12 protein-coding genes are annotated in these 15,265 nt (G+C 64.9%); 4 read left to right on the top strand and 8 right to left on the bottom strand.

Features of this window, described 5'->3' with window-relative positions; genetic code table 11:
- Nucleotides 1–139: 139 nt before the first annotated feature.
- The 6 genes from OKW45_RS13860 to OKW45_RS13835 form a co-directional block, all read right to left on the bottom strand.
- A complete protein-coding gene (locus OKW45_RS13860; protein ID WP_429468891.1) occupies nucleotides 140–1,741 on the bottom strand; it encodes a peptide chain release factor 3 in 1,602 nt (533 codons plus the stop codon).
- Between the two features lie 752 nt (nucleotides 1,742–2,493).
- Nucleotides 2,494–2,793 carry an H-NS histone family protein gene (locus OKW45_RS13855; RefSeq protein WP_018424077.1) on the bottom strand — a complete coding sequence of 100 codons (300 nt, stop codon included), beginning with the start codon at nucleotides 2,791–2,793 and terminating at the stop codon, nucleotides 2,494–2,496.
- A 124-nt stretch (nucleotides 2,794–2,917) separates the two neighbouring features.
- Complete coding sequence (locus tag OKW45_RS13850; RefSeq protein WP_429469397.1) at nucleotides 2,918–4,117, bottom strand: serine hydrolase domain-containing protein; 1,200 nt, start codon at nucleotides 4,115–4,117, stop codon at nucleotides 2,918–2,920.
- 143 nt (nucleotides 4,118–4,260) lie between these two features.
- Nucleotides 4,261–4,464 (bottom strand): hypothetical protein, encoded by a 204-nt coding sequence (locus OKW45_RS13845; protein WP_084754379.1) that lies wholly within the window; start codon nucleotides 4,462–4,464, stop codon nucleotides 4,261–4,263.
- A 540-nt stretch (nucleotides 4,465–5,004) separates the two neighbouring features.
- On the bottom strand, nucleotides 5,005–5,268 hold the full coding sequence (locus tag OKW45_RS13840) for a hypothetical protein (RefSeq protein ID WP_429468890.1): 264 nt from the start codon (nucleotides 5,266–5,268) through the stop codon (nucleotides 5,005–5,007).
- A 99-nt stretch (nucleotides 5,269–5,367) separates the two neighbouring features.
- Nucleotides 5,368–6,834, bottom strand: a complete 1,467-nt coding sequence (locus tag OKW45_RS13835) for a sigma-54 interaction domain-containing protein (RefSeq protein ID WP_018424072.1) — start codon at nucleotides 6,832–6,834, stop codon at nucleotides 5,368–5,370.
- A gap of 328 nt (nucleotides 6,835–7,162) precedes the next feature.
- Between OKW45_RS13835 and OKW45_RS13830 the strand changes: the two genes are divergently transcribed.
- From OKW45_RS13830 to OKW45_RS13815, 4 genes are all read left to right on the top strand, one after another.
- Nucleotides 7,163–8,563, top strand: a complete 1,401-nt coding sequence (locus tag OKW45_RS13830; protein ID WP_018424071.1) for a GntP family permease — start codon at nucleotides 7,163–7,165, stop codon at nucleotides 8,561–8,563.
- 457 nt (nucleotides 8,564–9,020) lie between these two features.
- Nucleotides 9,021–9,272: a hypothetical protein gene (locus OKW45_RS13825; protein WP_008921056.1), complete on the top strand. Its 252-nt coding sequence runs from the start codon at nucleotides 9,021–9,023 to the stop codon at nucleotides 9,270–9,272.
- A 395-nt stretch (nucleotides 9,273–9,667) separates the two neighbouring features.
- The gene (locus tag OKW45_RS13820; RefSeq protein ID WP_429468887.1) at nucleotides 9,668–10,660 is read left to right on the top strand and encodes a DedA family protein/thiosulfate sulfurtransferase GlpE; all 993 of its coding nucleotides are present in this window, start codon (nucleotides 9,668–9,670) and stop codon (nucleotides 10,658–10,660) included.
- Nucleotides 10,661–10,778: 118 nt separating this feature from the next.
- On the top strand, nucleotides 10,779–12,509 hold the full coding sequence (locus tag OKW45_RS13815; RefSeq protein WP_429468885.1) for an FAD-dependent oxidoreductase: 1,731 nt from the start codon (nucleotides 10,779–10,781) through the stop codon (nucleotides 12,507–12,509).
- 120 nt (nucleotides 12,510–12,629) lie between these two features.
- Here the strand turns inward: OKW45_RS13815 and OKW45_RS13810 are convergent, their stop codons facing one another.
- Together OKW45_RS13810 and OKW45_RS13805 are read right to left on the bottom strand one after the other, a co-directional pair.
- A complete protein-coding gene (locus OKW45_RS13810) occupies nucleotides 12,630–12,887 on the bottom strand; it encodes a hypothetical protein (RefSeq protein WP_018424067.1) in 258 nt (85 codons plus the stop codon).
- Between the two features lie 94 nt (nucleotides 12,888–12,981).
- Nucleotides 12,982–15,165, bottom strand: a complete 2,184-nt coding sequence (locus OKW45_RS13805; protein WP_429468883.1) for an NHL repeat-containing protein — start codon at nucleotides 15,163–15,165, stop codon at nucleotides 12,982–12,984.
- Between the last annotated feature and the right edge of the window lie 100 nt (nucleotides 15,166–15,265).

The following is a 15,265-nucleotide window of genomic DNA, read 5'->3' as shown; positions in this document are numbered from 1 at the left end:
CCGGCTTCGCGGCGGGGCGGGTGGTTCCGTCAGCATAGGCGAAGTCGCGCGCTGGCGCGGGACGTTGTTGCGGCGGAAAAGTAAAAAGCCGCGTCGAACGACGCGGCTTTTTTGCTTCGAAACCAGCGGACTCGCGGTTTTACATCGCCTTTCTGAACGGCGCCCCCGAGTGCTCGCGCAACTCGTTGAACACGATCTTCGGCCACGCCTTCTGCGCGACTTCGATCTCCGACACGTGCGAGGCCAGATAGGTCGGCGCATCGGACGCATCGAGCGCGATTCGCGCCGAGTACGAGTCGGTGAAGCGGCGCAGCTCGCCCGGATCGTCGCAGGTCACCCAGCGCGACAGGCGGTAACGCGCCGGCGCCATGCGCACGTCGACCTTGTATTCCGTCGACAGACGGTGCGACACCACTTCGAACTGCAGCTGCCCGACCGCGCCGAGAATCATCAGACCGCCCGCTTCGGGACGGAACACCTGGATCGCGCCTTCCTCGCCGAGCTGCCTCAGCGCTTCGCCGAGCTGCTTGGCGCGCATCGGATCGACCACTTCGACGGTCTGAAAAATTTCCGGTGCGAAGAACGGCAGGCCGACGAACTGCAGCTGCTCGCCTTCGGTCAGCGTATCGCCGAGACTCAGCGTGCCATGGTTCGGAATACCGATGATGTCGCCCGGATACGCCTCGCTCACCGTCTCGCGACGCTGCGACAGGAACGTGACCACGTTGTTCGCGCGGAACGTCTTGTTCGAGCGCGTGACCTTCACCGCCATGCCGCGCTCGAAACGTCCCGAGCACACGCGGATGAACGCGACGCGGTCGCGGTGCGCGAGGTCCATGTTCGCCTGCACCTTGAACACGACGCCGGTGAACTTCGACTCTTCCGGCTGCACCGGACGCTGCACGGTCATTCGCATTGACGGCGGCGGCGCGAGGTCGACCAGCGCGTCGAGAATCTCCTTCACGCCGAAGTTGTTGATCGCCGAACCGAACAGCACCGGCGACTGCTGGCCGGCGAGGAACTGCTCACGGTCGAACTCGGGCGTCGCGCCGGTGATCAGATCGATTTCTTCCTTCGCACGCACCCACGCGTGGCCGAAACGGCGCTCGCCTTCCTCGTTGCTCAGTGCCTGCAGCGTTTCGACCGCGCCGCCGGCCGTGTCCTGACCGGCGCGGAACACGCGCACCTGATCGCGCTGGACGTCGTAGACGCCCTGGAAATCCTTGCCCATGCCGATCGGCCATGTGAAAGGCACCGCTGCCACGCCGAGGTGCTGCTCGATCTCGTCGAGCAGTTCGAGCGGCTCGCGCACTTCGCGGTCGAGCTTGTTGATGAACGTGACGATCGGCGTCTTGCGGCTGCGGCAGACTTCCAGCAGCTTCAGCGTCTGCGCTTCGACGCCGTTCGCGCCGTCGATCACCATCACGGCGGCGTCGACCGCGGTCAGCACACGGTAGGTGTCCTCGGAGAAGTCTTCGTGGCCCGGCGTGTCGAGCAGGTTGATCACGCAATCGCCGTACTCGAACTGCATCACCGAGCTCGCGACCGAAATGCCGCGTTGCTTTTCGATTTCCATCCAGTCGGACGTCGCGTAGCGGTTGCTCTTGCGGCCCTTCACGGTGCCGGCGATCTGGATCGCGCCCGAGAACAGCAGCAGTTTTTCGGTGAGCGTGGTTTTACCCGCGTCCGGGTGGGAAATGACCGCGAACGTGCGGCGGCGTTTGAGTTCGGAGACTGACATCGGGTCTGGCGGTCACGGAAAGGGGTTCAGGCGGTTCCCGGCGGCCGTGGGCGGCCGGTATGCCGCGCGTGGCGCGGCGGCGTCGAGCTGCGAGAATCGGGCGCGGGCCCGGATCGGCCGGCGCTCGCGCCGCGTCCGAAAACGGGTGGCGAACGGGTCACGACCCAGCGTTCGACAATGCGGGAATCGCTGGCGCAGAAACGGCGCAAGGTGCGAATGATACACGTCCGGCGCGACGGCCGGGGGAAAGGGCCCGGGCGCCGGACGGGGCGACGGCGCGAGCGTCGGCGCGCCGCGCATGCTTCTGGCAAAGGTGAGCGTTTTCGGGACTTGCGGCGGCGAATATCGATTTGCGGTCAAAGGTGAGGATCGCGAAGCGCATGCACGCACCTGTCAGGGCCCGGGCGCCACCAACACGATGCGCGGGAAAACGGCGATAAAGCTTCGCACCGCTATGAACAGGTTCCGGCTCGACGCCTGGAAACGCCCGCCAGCAAAGGCTATCGCGGGTTTGCGACGAACGGCGCGGGGCGGGGCGGCACGATGGCGATTCGCACCCGCGGAGGTGCGTCGCGCGACAAAGCCTGGCTCACCGAAGCATCCCGCGAGGTTCGAATGTTCGGTGAATATCGCTGTGTACGGTCAGGCGTCACGCAAAGGTGAGCGTTTTCGGGACCTTTGCAACGGTGCGATACGGAGCAAACCACGCATCACTTCAGAGAACCCGGACGCATCGGCGTCCACGACGAAGCTCAACCTTCGATCAGAAACCGCTCGCGATTTTTCCCGACGAGCCAGGCCGGCGAGCGCCCACGGCCGCTCCAGGTTTCGCCGGTCTTCGGATTGCGGTACTTGGCGACCGACGTCGTCGACGACTTGCGGCGCGGCTTCGGCGAGGCGCTCGTCAAACCGAGTTCTTCGGCGGTCAGGTCGTATTCGGCAATCTTCTGCTTGATATCGGCGATAGCTTGCGAGACTTCTTTTTCGCGCGCGGCTGCGACTTCCTTGTGGAGTTTTTCGAGTTGCGCAGTCAGCTGTTTGTAAGAGGCCATGCCGGTGTTCCCCCTCGGTTGGACGCACTACGATGAATCGCGATGAATGGTCGACGGACACTATCAGACGAATAAATCACAGGATAGTGAATCGCGCGGCCGAGCGCAGGCGCGGCGGCCGCGCTCAATCGTCGATCGCATCGTAGACGCGGCGTTCGAAGTCGACAGCCATCGGGAAGGGGTCGATCGAGCGGCGCTGGATCAGCATCAGGCCGATCATGTTCTCGACCGGATCGGCGAACCAGCTCGTGCCGTACGCGCCGGGCCAACCGAACGAGCCGAGCGAGCGGTAGCCGAGCGGCAATTGCTGCGCCGGATCATCGACGATCGACAGGCCGAGGCCGAAGCCTTGCCCCGCCCAGATCACGTGACCGAAGGCAGGCAGGCGGCGCTGCTCGCGGCTCAGGAAATTGCTGCGCATCAGGTCGACCGAGCGATGCGACAGCAGCCGTGTGTCGCCGACGCGGCCGCGCCCGAGCAGCAGTTGCGCGAATTGCAGATAATCCTCGGCGGTCGAGACCAACCCGCCGCCGCCGCTCTGAAAGCGTTGCGGATTGGCCCAGCGGCTCGCCGCCGCATGATCCTCGACCACACGTCGCCGCGTGCCGGGATCGATGTTATATGCGGTGGCGAGGCGCGCAAGCTGTGCGTCGGGCACCCAGAACGCGGTGTCGCGCATGCCGAGAGGCGCGAAAATGCGCGTGCGGAAAAACTCCCCAAGAGTCATGCCGCTCACGCGTTCTATCAGCACGCCGAGCACGTCGGTCGCCACGCCGTAGTGCCAGCGCGAGCCGGGCTGGAACATCAGCGGCAACGCGGCGATGCGCGCAAGGCACGCGCTGTTGCCGCCGCTCGCCTCGAAGCCGTTGAACGCGGCTGCGTAGGCTTCGGCGAGCGGACCCGACGCCGTGAAGTCATACGCGAAGCCCGCGCGATGCGTGAGCAGGTCGAGCACCGTAATCGGCGCGCGTACCGGATCGGTCTGGTCGAGCGGGCCGGTCGGGTCACGCAGCACGCGCGGCGCCGCAAGCTCGGGCAGCCACCGCGAGATGGGCGCATCGAGCGCGAGGCGGTCTTCCTCGATCAGCATCATGATCGCGGCGCTCGTCACCGGCTTCGTCATCGACGCGATGCGAAACAGCGTGTCGCGCTCCATCGGCAATTGCGCGGCTTCGTCGCGTAGGCCCGCCGGTTCGAAGTAGCCGATTTCGCCGCGCCGCCATACGAGCGACACCACCCCCGCCACTTCGCCCCGCTCCACATAGCCCTGCATCGCGTTGGTCAGCGTCGCGAGCCGGGTCGCGGCAAGTCCTGCTATCTGCATGTTCACCCTGTGTCGGTAAAAGAAAACGTGCGCGCGCCCTGATCGCTTTGGGCGATCAAACCGAAAGATAAAACCTTTCCGGCGAAAGCGCACACGACGGCTTTCCTAACTGCCGATCCCGATTGGCGGACACAATGACGACATTAGGCTTTCTGCCGTTTTTCCAACGCGCAAAGCGCGGCATCGAGGCGTTTGACGCGGGTTGCCTGCGCCGGCACGAGAACCGCGCCGGAAACGTGCTGAAGGCGGTTACGCCAGTAAGACAAAGGAATGCGGTCTTCTGCGGAAATATGGGAAATTATGTGCTCGAGATGCTCGATGTCTTTTTCGAGTTGCTGGTGATTCATTGCTTTCCCCGGATTTTATTGAATTAGTATTGAAGCAAAAAAATCGAAAGCATGAAGCCGCGTTGGCCCGCGCGGCCAATGTAATGCCCGCCAGTAGCGAAAAACCTTCCTGAACTTCTCCTATGTCGGAAAAAAACCGGCAATTTCTGCGCGCCGGGGTTAAATCCCCAACGGTTTAAAAAAGGATACTGCTGTCAAATTTCACGTTCCGTTGCCTGGCGCACTGACTTCGTTCGACGCCCCGAAGGTAAAGATAAATCGTGGCCCGGGCGCAAAGGATAATCGCTGCGCGGTGACTCAACGTTGTAAAAATGCCGCATGCGACTTACTTATCCCAATTCGCATGCTAACCGCTTATCGGGCACACATTAGGCGCATGAATTTATGACGGCCATGTGGTGACCGGAATGACACGAGCGTGGTCAGCGAGCGTATCGGGAATCGGCAGGGAATAACCGGGAACGGGTGAAAAAAACCGAAGGCCGCCAACGGATCGGCCAGCCGCGCGCGCCGGCATTGCGCCGGCACGGCATCAGGTGCTTACTTCGCGGTCGCGCGGCAGGCGTAGATCAGGCTCAACGTGCCGCCCTCGCTCGACTGGCGCACGACGTCGAACGCGCCATTGCAACTGGCGGCCGCCTGTTGCGAGCACGAGTCGGAACCGACCGGGCATTGCACGAGCGTGGTCGCACGGCCGTCCGGCAGGAACAGCGGCGCACTGCTGCTGCAACCGCCAAGCGCGACGATCGCGGCGACGGCCAGTATGCCGCTCGAGCGGCGCGCGAAGAAGGAAATGCATTTCATGGAGACCCCGGTCGCGTCTTGTTTTTCGATCTCGCGATTGTGCCACGCTGCTCTCGTGCTGCGTCAGCTGGCGCGGCGCGGCTGGACGGGCGCGGCGAGTCAAACGTCGATGCCGTGCGCGGCGATCTTCTTGTACAGCGTCGCGCGGCCCATGCCGATCTGTTTCGCAGTGTCAATGACGCGGCCGCCGTTCGCGCGCAACGCGTCGCAGAGAAAGCGCTTTTCGAACGCGGCCATCGCGTCGCTCCACGCGGTGGGTTCGGCGGTGGCGGCCACGTCCGCGCTGGTGGCCGCGACAGACGGGGTCCGCGCCGGTGCCACCGCGCCGCCCTGCCCCGAGCCGATGAACGGCGCGAGCACACGCGCGTCGATGCGCTCGCTGTCGGACAGCATCACGGCGCGCTCCAAGGTGTTGCGCAGTTCGCGCACGTTGCCGGGCCAGTCGTACGCGCACAGCAGGCGCAACGCGTCGTCGTGCAATTCGAAGTGGCTGCCGCCGCCTGCCTGCGCGGCCAGATCCTCGAGCATCGCGTAGGCAAGCGCCTCGATGTCGGACGGACGCTCGCGCAGCGCCGGCGCATGGATCGTCAGCACGTTGAGCCGGTAGAACAGATCCGCGCGAAAACGCCCGGCCGCGACGAGCGCTGGCAAATCGGCCGATGTCGCCGCGATGATCCGCACATCCGCGCGCACGATCCGATTCGAGCCGAGCGGCTCGAATTCCTTGTCCTGCAGCACGCGCAGCAGCTTGCCCTGCAACGGCAGCGGCATGTCGCCGATCTCGTCGAGAAACAGCGTGCCGCCGTTGGCGAGCTCGAACTTCCCGACCCGCCCCTTGCGATCCGCGCCGGTGTACGCGCCGGGTGCGGCGCCGAAGAACTCGACTTCGAGCAGCGTGTCGGGAATCGCCGCGACGTTGACGCTGACGAGCGGCTTGTGCGCGCGCGCCGAGCCGCCGTGAATCGCATGCGCGAGCAGCTCCTTGCCGGTGCCGGTTTCACCCAGCAGCAGCACCGGCGCTTCGAGTTGCGCCGCGCGCCGCGCCTGGCGCTTCACTTCGAGCGACACCGCGCTCGTGCCGACGAAGCTGCCGAACGTATAGCGCGCGCGGCGCGCCTGCGCAAGCGACTGGCGCGTCGCGATCAGCTCCTGCTGCAACCGCGAGTACTGCGAAAAGAGGGGCGACAGCGCTTTCAGCTCGTCGAACAGCGCGAAGCCGACCGCACCGATCGTCACGCCGGCATCGTCCTTGAGCGGCAGGCGCGTGACGACGAGCGGCTCGCGATCGGTCTCCATGATGTCGAGCAGGATCGGCTTGCCGGTGTTGACGACCTCGCGCATCAGACTGTTTGGAATCACCGCTTCGCAATCGCGGCCGATCGCCTGCTGCGGGTCGGCAAAGCCGAAGCGCGCCGCATACCGCTTGTTGATCCAGACGACGCGCGCCTGCCCATCGACGATGAAGGTGCCTTCGCTGAAGTTTTCGAACGTGCGAAACAGCGAATCCATCGCCCGACGAAGCACGTCGTCATAGGTGGCGGGCAGGCCCGTCCAGTCGGTCATCATGCTGTCGTTGTCTCCGCTTATCGTTTTTGATGGCATCGATCTCAAACTGTGGACGAATTTATCTCCAAAATGAGACACACGACAGGCCTTATGCATCATGACTTACCCTGGTTTCAGGTGATCTTCACCGGGTAGAAGTCCCGTTTCGGAGACGCTTGGGTACAATCCGCCAACGATGCCTCGGCCCGCCCCTGCGCGGGCGCGCCATGCGCCACGGCGCGCCGGCAGCAAAACGGCAGGCATGGCATGGAACCTGCATTCCGACCGCGCCGCGCCGTCGCTTGATCAGGACGGCAAACATGTAGAACAAACAGGCTATGGAGACTCAATGACCTTTCTCATCGTTATCGCCGCGCTGGCGTTTCTGATGTTTGCTGCGTATCGCGGCTACAGCGTGATCCTGTTCGCGCCCATCGCGGCGCTCGCCGCCGTCCTGCTCACCGAGCCCGCCGCCGTCGCGCCGGTCTTCACGAGCATCTTCATGGACAAGATGGTCGGCTTCGTAAAGCTGTACTTCCCGGTGTTTCTGCTCGGCGCCGTATTCGGCAAGGTGATCGAGCTGTCGGGCTTCTCGGAGTCCATCGTCGCGGCCGCGATCCGCTATATCGGCCGCTCGCGCGCGAACGCGGTGATCGTCGCGGTGTGCGCGCTGCTCACCTACGGCGGCGTGTCGCTGTTCGTCGTCGTGTTCGCGGTCTATCCGTTCGCGGCCGAACTGTATCGCCAGAGCAACATTCCGAAGCGGCTGATGCCCGGCGCGATCGCGCTCGGCGCGTTCTCGTTCACGATGGACTCGCTGCCCGGCACGCCGCAGATCCAGAACATCATCCCGACGACGTTCTTCAAGACCACCTCGTGGGCCGCGCCGACGCTCGGCGTGCTCGGCTCGCTGTTCATCATCGTGGTCGGTCTGTCGTATCTGGAATGGCGCCGCCGCGCCGCGATGGCGACCGGCGAGGGTTACGGCACCGACCTCGTCAACGAGCCGGAGCGCGTCGAGTCGAAGCAGCTGCCGCATCCGCTGCTGGCGGTGGCGCCGCTCGTCATGGTCGGCGTCGCGAACTTCCTGCTGACGCGCTGGATTCCGACCTGGTACGGCCCGTCCTTCACAGTCACCCCGGACATCCTGCCGGGGCTGCATGCACCGGTCGAAACGAGCGTCAAGGCTCTCGTGGGGATTTGGGCCGTGCTGGGCGCGCTGCTGCTCGGCATCGTGATGGTCGTCGTGACGGCGTTCAGTCGCGTCAGCCAGCGCTTCGCGGTGGGCACCAAGGCGGCAGTGGCGGGCGCGCTGCTGGCGTCGCTCAACACCGCGTCGGAATATGGCTTCGGCGGTGTGATCGCGGCGCTGCCGGGCTTTCTCGTCGTCAGCAATGCGCTGAAAAGCATCCCGAATCCGCTCGTCAACGCCGCGGTGTCGGTGAGCACGCTGGCGGGCATCACGGGCTCGGCATCGGGCGGTATGAGCATTGCGCTCGCCGCGATGTCGGATACGTTCATCAAGGGTGCGGAAGCCGCGCATATTCCGCTCGAAGTACTGCATCGCGTGGTCGCGATGGCGAGCGGCGGCATGGATACGCTACCGCACAACGGCGCGGTGATCACGCTGCTCGCCGTGACGGGTCTCACGCACCGGCAGTCGTATCGCGACATCTTCGCGGTCACCGTGATCAAGACGCTCGCGGTGTTCTTCGTGATCGCGGTGTATTACGCGACCGGCCTCGTGTGAACGCCGAACCGGAAAACAGTACTTTGATCTGATAGATCCGCATTACCCCCACCTCGACAGCCCGCCAACGAAGCACCAGGATGGAGTCGTCAGCGCCCAATGTTGCAAGGGCAGGCTGACCCGAGTAACAACGGCGTTTAACGGCCCGTCCCTGTCCGGACGGGCTATTTTTTTGCGCGCGCCCAACGCTTCCTAGCCCGCCCCCGCGTCACCCGCATGACAAAATCCGAACGCACGTCGCGCCACGGTGGGGCATGAAAAATGCATCCGTCGCGACGAGGAGTCGCGTTAAACTGGTTGCTCGCTCCGCAACCGCGAATCCGCTAGCGGCAGCGTCATACTCGACTAAAACCCCGGCGAGACAGAGGCAGACGCAACACGGCACGAGGACGCGGCAGACGGCACGCCGTCCGCCCCGTACAATGGTTCCATCACCAACGCAACAAGGACAACTTCGATGCGCATCACCGGGTCCTCCGGGTCAATGGCCCTGCTCACCGAATACGACGACGCAACGGCGCGCGAACTTCGCTCGCTGCGCCTCGAATCGACCGAAGACGGCAAAGGCATCCTGCTGATCGAGGTCGATGAGCGCAAGCCGGGCATACATCGCGAAGTGCGCTACGAAATCACGCCCGCGGAGCTGATCGCCGCGATCCGCGCGCATGGCGCCGAGTTGCCGGGCGAGCAGCACAATCATCGTCAGTGAAGCAGGCGCGCGGCGGGGGTGACCGTCGCGTGACTCGTCAGCCTCTCGCGCCGGTTGCGTCGCACTTCGACGCGTCAGCGCGGGATTATTGGCATTGGGCGCGCCTGCGCGCGTCGCCGTGCTTCCGTTTGTTCCGCTCACGCCATCAATCCCGCGTTCCTACGGTTTTTTGCAAGCGCTTTCGCGCGTCTCGTCGAGCACGCTTTCCCAGCCTTCAGCAACTTGTCACAAGCGGTTGCCACGCTTGTGCTTCGGGACATGCGGCCACGCATGCCGGCCCGATCGCAGCCAGATGACGGGCCGGTTGCACGTCTCGAAAATACGTCCATAATCGTTGAATTCCCCTGTGCATTCCTTACCACGCTGCGCCCGCAAGGGCCGCGGATGTTAAACCGATGCTACATGACCTCGTCGCGCAATATGGACCGGCGCTCGTCTTCCTCAACGTGCTGGCCGCCGCGCTCGGGCTGCCGGTGCCGGCCATGCCGTCGCTCGTGCTGTTCGGCGCGATGGCCGCGATGCACCCCGGCTCGGTCGGCACGCAACTGCTGCCGGTCCTCGTGCTGTCGATCTTCGCGACGCTGATCGGCGACAGCGCGTGGTACGTTGCGGGCCGCATCTACGGCGGCAATACGCTGAAGACGATCTGCCGGCTGTCGCTGTCGCGTGACACCTGCGTGAAAAAGACCGAGCGCTTCTTCGGTCGCTGGGGCGTGCGCGTGCTCGCGGTCGCGAAGTTCGTGCCGGGGCTGTCGATCGTGTCGATCCCGATGGCCGGTGCGATGGGCACGCGCTACCGCACCTTCCTCACCTATGACGGCGTCGGCGCCGCGCTGTGGTCCGGCACCGGGCTAATCATCGGCGCGCTGTTCGCGCGGCAGATCGACATGCTGTTCGCGATCGCCGGGCGGCTCGGGCGCACCGCGGCGCTCGTCGTCGTCGCGTTGCTGGTGCTGTACGCGGCGTACCGGTGGATCCGGCGCCGTCAGTTGATCGCGAAGCTCGCGTCCGCGCGCATCGAGGTCGACGAACTCGCGAAGCTGTTCGCGGCTGATCGGGCGCCGGTCGTGTTCGACATCCGTTCGGAGGAGAAGCGCAAGCTCGATCCGTTCGTGATCCCCGGCGCGCAATTCGCCGATGAACGGCAACTCGACGACATCGTCGCCACCTACGCGCACGATCAGAAGCTCGTGATCTACTGCTCCTGCCCGAACGAGATTTCCGCGGCATGGATGGCCAAGCAGCTCAACGAAGCCGGCTTCTCCGACGTGCTGCCGCTGCGCGGCGGCATGGAAGCCTGGCGCGATTCGGGCAAGCCGGTCGACTCGCTGCCCGCGATGCCGCCGCCGGAAGTCGCGGTCGACGACATCGCGCCCAAAGCCGTCTAGCTGGAATTAGCGGCGGCAGCGTCCGCCTGACGCGCGCGGCACGGCTCGTCCCGGCGCGCGAGCGCGCATCGCGTTGCCTCGCGTTCAATCGTGCAATGAATATCGAAGGAGCGGTTCGATGCTTTCGACTCAGGACGTTTCGACTCAAGAGGTGGAAGGACAGCAGGGGGTCGTCGCCGACGCGCCGTTTTCGTCGCTATCGACGCGCATGCACCAGATGTTTCCGGAGCTCAGTTGCGCCGAGATCGACCGGCTGCGCCGCTTCGGCGAGATCGGTCACTGGAAGTCCGGCGAGCTGCTGTTCGAGACCGGTCACACCGGCCCCGGCATGTTCGTGCTGCTCGAAGGGCGCGTGAAGGTCTATCAGCGTGACGGCATCGGCCGCGAGCACGTGATCAGCGAGCGCGGCGCCGGGCATTTCCTGGCCGAGGTCGGGCAGTTGTCGGGCAAGCCTTCGCTGGTGAACGGCCTCGCGATCGGCCCCGTCGAAGCGCTGCTGATTTCGCCCGAGCGCCTGCGCGCGCTGATCGTCGCCGAAGCGGAACTCGGCGAGCGCATCATGCGCGCGCTGATTCTGCGGCGCGTGGCGCTGATCGAAAAGGGCGCGGGCGGGCCAATCCTGATCGGCAATAGCAGCGACGCACGGCTCGTGACGCTGCAAGGCTTCCTGTCGCGCAACGGCCATCCGCATTCCGTGATCGACGAACGCGACGAAGACGCGCTGCGTCTGATCGAGCAGTTCGCCGCGCAGCGCGAGGACCTGCCGCTCGTGATCTGCCCGGACGGCTCGGTGCTGCGTCATCCGAGCATGCCGGAGCTTGCCACTCGCTTAGGTATGCTGCCCGATCTCGACGACACGTACGTGTACGACGTCGCGATCGTCGGCGCGGGGCCGGCGGGACTTGCCGCCGCGGTGTACGCGGCCTCCGAAGGACTTTCGGTGATCGTGCTCGACAGCCGCGCGCCGGGCGGCCAGGCGGGCGCGAGCTCGCGCATCGAAAACTACCTCGGCTTTCCGACCGGCATCTCGGGCCAGGCGCTCGCCGGCCGCGCGTTCGTGCAGGCGCAGAAGTTCGGCGCGCACGTTGCGATCCCAGTCAACGTGAAAGCGCTGCATTGCGGGCAGTCGCCGTATCGGCTCGAGCTGAAATGCGGCGGCCACATCAGCGCGCAGGCGATCGTGATCGCGAGCGGCGCCGTGTACCGGCGCCCGGCGCTCGACGGGCTCGAGCGCTTCGACGGACGTGGCGTCTACTACTGGGCGTCGCCGGTCGAGGCGAAGCTGTGCAAGCGCCAGGAGGTCGTGCTGGTTGGCGGCGGCAATTCGGCCGGCCAGGCGATCGTCTATCTGGCGACGCACGCGGCCAAGGTTCACGTACTGATCCGCCGCAGCGGTTTCGAGGCGACGATGTCGCGCTATCTGATCGACCGCATCCGCTCGCTGCCGAACGTGTTCGTGCATCCGAATTCGGAAGTCGGCCGGCTCGAAGGCGATGAGGACGGGCTCGTGTCGGTCGCGCTGAAGCGGCCGCTGCCCGGCGGCGTCGATCACTTCGACACCCGGCATCTATTTCTGTTCACCGGCGCGGACCCGAACACTGAATGGCTGCGTACCTGCGGCGTGCAGCTCGACGCGAAAGGCTTCGTGCTGACTGGCATCAGCGCGGATGGCTCGGCCACCGCGTGCGATCTCGGGACCACGGTCGAAGGCGTCTATGCGATCGGCGATGCGCGTGCCGGGTCGACGAAACGCGTGGCCGCGGCGGTCGGCGAAGGCGCGGCCGTGGTCGCGCAGATTCACCAGTTGCTGGCGCAGACGAGCGGTGAAGAGGTGGCGCTCGGGGCGTGAGCCTCAAAGAGCATGAAAAAAAGCGCACGGTGAGTTACACAGTGCGCTTTTGTATAACAGACGGCACGATGGCTGCGCCGGAGCGGACCCGCGCGTTCAGCGGTCCATTCAGCGGTCCATTCAGCGGTCCAACTTCGCGCGCAACTCGCGCGCGGCCTCCAGCAGTCCTTCGTAACCCGAACGCGCGTGCTCCGGCAGATCGGGATCGCCGACCAGCGCGCCGAGCGTTTCGATCAGACTGTACACAATGCCTTTCGCGGCGCCCGACGCAATGCCGCCTGACGACACCTGCTGATCGACGTGACTGAGCGCCGCGTCGAGCTGCTCGATCTCGGGACGATCGTCGGAGGGCGGCTTGGGGGAAACGTCTTGCGTCATGATCGAACATCGCTCCATTGAGTGCATTGGTAAAGTTGTTATATACCGATCGTGCGCCGCCGTCTATTCGTGTTCGGCGCGACAGCGATCCACGTCAAGGCGTCCAGCGATACATCAGCAGCTTCGCGCGCGCGTCGTCTTCGACCAGCACCACATACTCGCCGTTATCGCGCTGCACCGCGCTGATGCCGAGATACACGTCGACCCAGCCGCTCGTGCCGCCGACGCTCGCGCCCGGCGTCATGTAACCCACCGCCGTGCCATTGCGCGCGTCGTAGACGTCGATGCGATCGGTGTACAGCTCGGCAACGAAGATATAGTTGCCCGCCACCGCGACGCCGACCGTGGTGGTCTGCGGATCGCTTTGCGTGTTCCACGGCAGCGAGACCGTGTACACCAGGGTCGGTGTGCCGCTGCTCCAGTTGTCATAGCGCGCAAGCACCGGGCCCGCTTCCTTCCAGTGCGTCGAGTCCCACGGAATCGCGCTCGTGAAACCGGACAGATACATCGTGTCGGTCGCTGCGACATAGACGAGCCGCGCGAGCCGCGTGAATGGCGCGGGCATCGCGAACATCTTCGCACTCGCGTACGTGTAGATCGGATTGCCGGCGGAGTCGAGACCTTGCAGCGGCATCTCGCGCACGCCGCTCAATGGTGTGGCAAGCCACACGTTGCCGGGTTCGTCGACCCACCAGAAGCCGTCGCCGACCGTGCTGCCGGTCGACGGATTGCCGCTGATCTCGCTCGCGTCGACGGCCCCATTGCCATTGCTGTCGCGCCACAGCCATTCGCCGAAGGTCGGTTGCGCGGCGGGCCATGCGCCGGGCAGCGGATTCTGCGCGAGCATCCCCGACGGTATCGCGATCTCGCCATGCGCGGCATCGAAGCGATAGACGTTCAGATAGTGCGCGCCCGGATCGAGCGTATAGAGAAAGCGCTGGCCATCGAATCTGCGCACCATCGGTTCGCCACGCACGCCGCGCGGCTCGTGAAAGGCGGGATCGTCGGGGTAATCGAAGCGATCGAGCGTGAACGCCGCATACGACCATTCGAGGCCGACCGGCTGCCTGTAATCGAGCGTGAAGCGCTTCGAGCCCGTGTAGATGGAAGCGGGCGTGGCCGGGTCGAACGCGCCGCTATCGACGAAGCTCAGACCGTAGAGCCGCCAGTTGAGCACGCGCGTGCCGTACACGTAGCTCTCCAGCACTGCGCCCTGCCCTACGGATGCCGAGCCGAGCGCGCGCGGTCCCTCGCCGTTTTGCGCGACGTACAGAGTGCCGGCCGCGTCGACGCCGATGCCGGTGATGCCGTTGAAACGCGTATCGCCGGGCACGCCGCGCACCGGGTGGAAAATGCCGTTGCGCGTGCCGATCGACGTGCCCGCCTGCATCTCGCCGCCCGCGCCCTTGTTGAACACGAGGATCTGCTGCGAAACGCCGTTGTCGGCGACCAGCAGTTGGCCGGATGGCGTCACTGTGAGGTCGCTCGGCACGGTGCCGGCGGGCAACGTCAATGGCCCGGCGAGCGCGGTGCCGTCGGCGCGGTAGTGCAGGATGCTCAGATTGCCCGTGCCGAAGCCGCTGATGATCCACAGCGTCGAGTCGGTGTCGATCGCGATGCGGGCCGGCGACGCGACGCTCCACGAACGCAGCGGCTGCATGGACTGCGCGTCGTACACGGCGATCCGGTTGCCGTACGTGTCGGCCACGTAGAGCTCGCTGTCGGTTGCGGCGAGGCCGCGAATGCTCGCGTCGGTGCCGGTCTTCACCGTTTCCACCGCGACGAAACTGTTCTTCGTCGCGTTCGCGCTATTGCCGATGCCGCTGGAAAACGGCGCGCCGGTCGCGAGATTCGCAAGCGTGCGTCGCGTGATGCCGTACCAGGTCTGATTGGCCGGCGGATAGTCGGCGCCGACCAGCGCATTGTTCTCGTTGCCGATCGACATCGCCGCATACAGGTACGTCTGGTTGACGGCCACCGCGTCGCCGCCGGCCGCACCCCAGCCATGCGTCGAACCGGCCACCGCGAGCTTGTCGCCCCCCTGATAGGCGGCGATTTCACTGCCGCTTTCGTCCCACGGCGCATTCGTATAAACGGTGCCATTGGCGCCGACGCTAATGGCCTGAATATCCTGCTGCATCCATTTGCCGTCGCCGAATCCGAAACTATTACCGATCCATGAGGTCGTGTAATTCAATTGGGATTGCGCGGAAACATTCGGCGAGATCAGGCTGTGGATTAACACCACGGCCAAGCCAAGGCGGGAGAAAGGCTTCACGGCAGTCGGTCCTTGCTAGGCGCGAGACGCGCACATCAGATTTGTGCCTTTTATCCTCTCACATAAAAATAGTAAATTTATTGTTGAAAAATGTTTGTTG

This window comes from Paraburkholderia lebeckiae, from assembly GCF_050436225.1.
In the GTDB taxonomy this organism is placed as follows: Bacteria; Pseudomonadota; Gammaproteobacteria; order Burkholderiales; family Burkholderiaceae; genus Paraburkholderia; species Paraburkholderia tuberum.
Note: the sequence above shows the minus strand (reverse complement) of the source record. Positions and strands in the feature narration are given on the sequence as shown.

What these genes read in the sequence shown, in the direction of transcription:
- OKW45_RS13860 (WP_429468891.1), bottom strand. Translation starts at nt 1,741, where the DNA reads ATGTCAGTCTCCGAACTCAAACGCCGCCGCACGTTCGCGGTCATTTCC.
- OKW45_RS13855 (WP_018424077.1), bottom strand. Translation starts at nt 2,793, where the DNA reads ATGGCCTCTTACAAACAGCTGACTGCGCAACTCGAAAAACTCCACAAG.
- OKW45_RS13850 (WP_429469397.1), bottom strand. Translation starts at nt 4,117, where the DNA reads ATGCAGATAGCAGGACTTGCCGCGACCCGGCTCGCGACGCTGACCAAC.
- OKW45_RS13845 (WP_084754379.1), bottom strand. Translation starts at nt 4,464, where the DNA reads ATGAATCACCAGCAACTCGAAAAAGACATCGAGCATCTCGAGCACATA.
- OKW45_RS13840 (WP_429468890.1), bottom strand. Translation starts at nt 5,268, where the DNA reads ATGAAATGCATTTCCTTCTTCGCGCGCCGCTCGAGCGGCATACTGGCC.
- OKW45_RS13835 (WP_018424072.1), bottom strand. Translation starts at nt 6,834, where the DNA reads ATGATGACCGACTGGACGGGCCTGCCCGCCACCTATGACGACGTGCTT.
- OKW45_RS13830 (WP_018424071.1), top strand. Translation starts at nt 7,163, where the DNA reads ATGACCTTTCTCATCGTTATCGCCGCGCTGGCGTTTCTGATGTTTGCT.
- OKW45_RS13825 (WP_008921056.1), top strand. Translation starts at nt 9,021, where the DNA reads ATGCGCATCACCGGGTCCTCCGGGTCAATGGCCCTGCTCACCGAATAC.
- OKW45_RS13820 (WP_429468887.1), top strand. Translation starts at nt 9,668, where the DNA reads ATGCTACATGACCTCGTCGCGCAATATGGACCGGCGCTCGTCTTCCTC.
- OKW45_RS13815 (WP_429468885.1), top strand. Translation starts at nt 10,779, where the DNA reads ATGCTTTCGACTCAGGACGTTTCGACTCAAGAGGTGGAAGGACAGCAG.
- OKW45_RS13810 (WP_018424067.1), bottom strand. Translation starts at nt 12,887, where the DNA reads ATGACGCAAGACGTTTCCCCCAAGCCGCCCTCCGACGATCGTCCCGAG.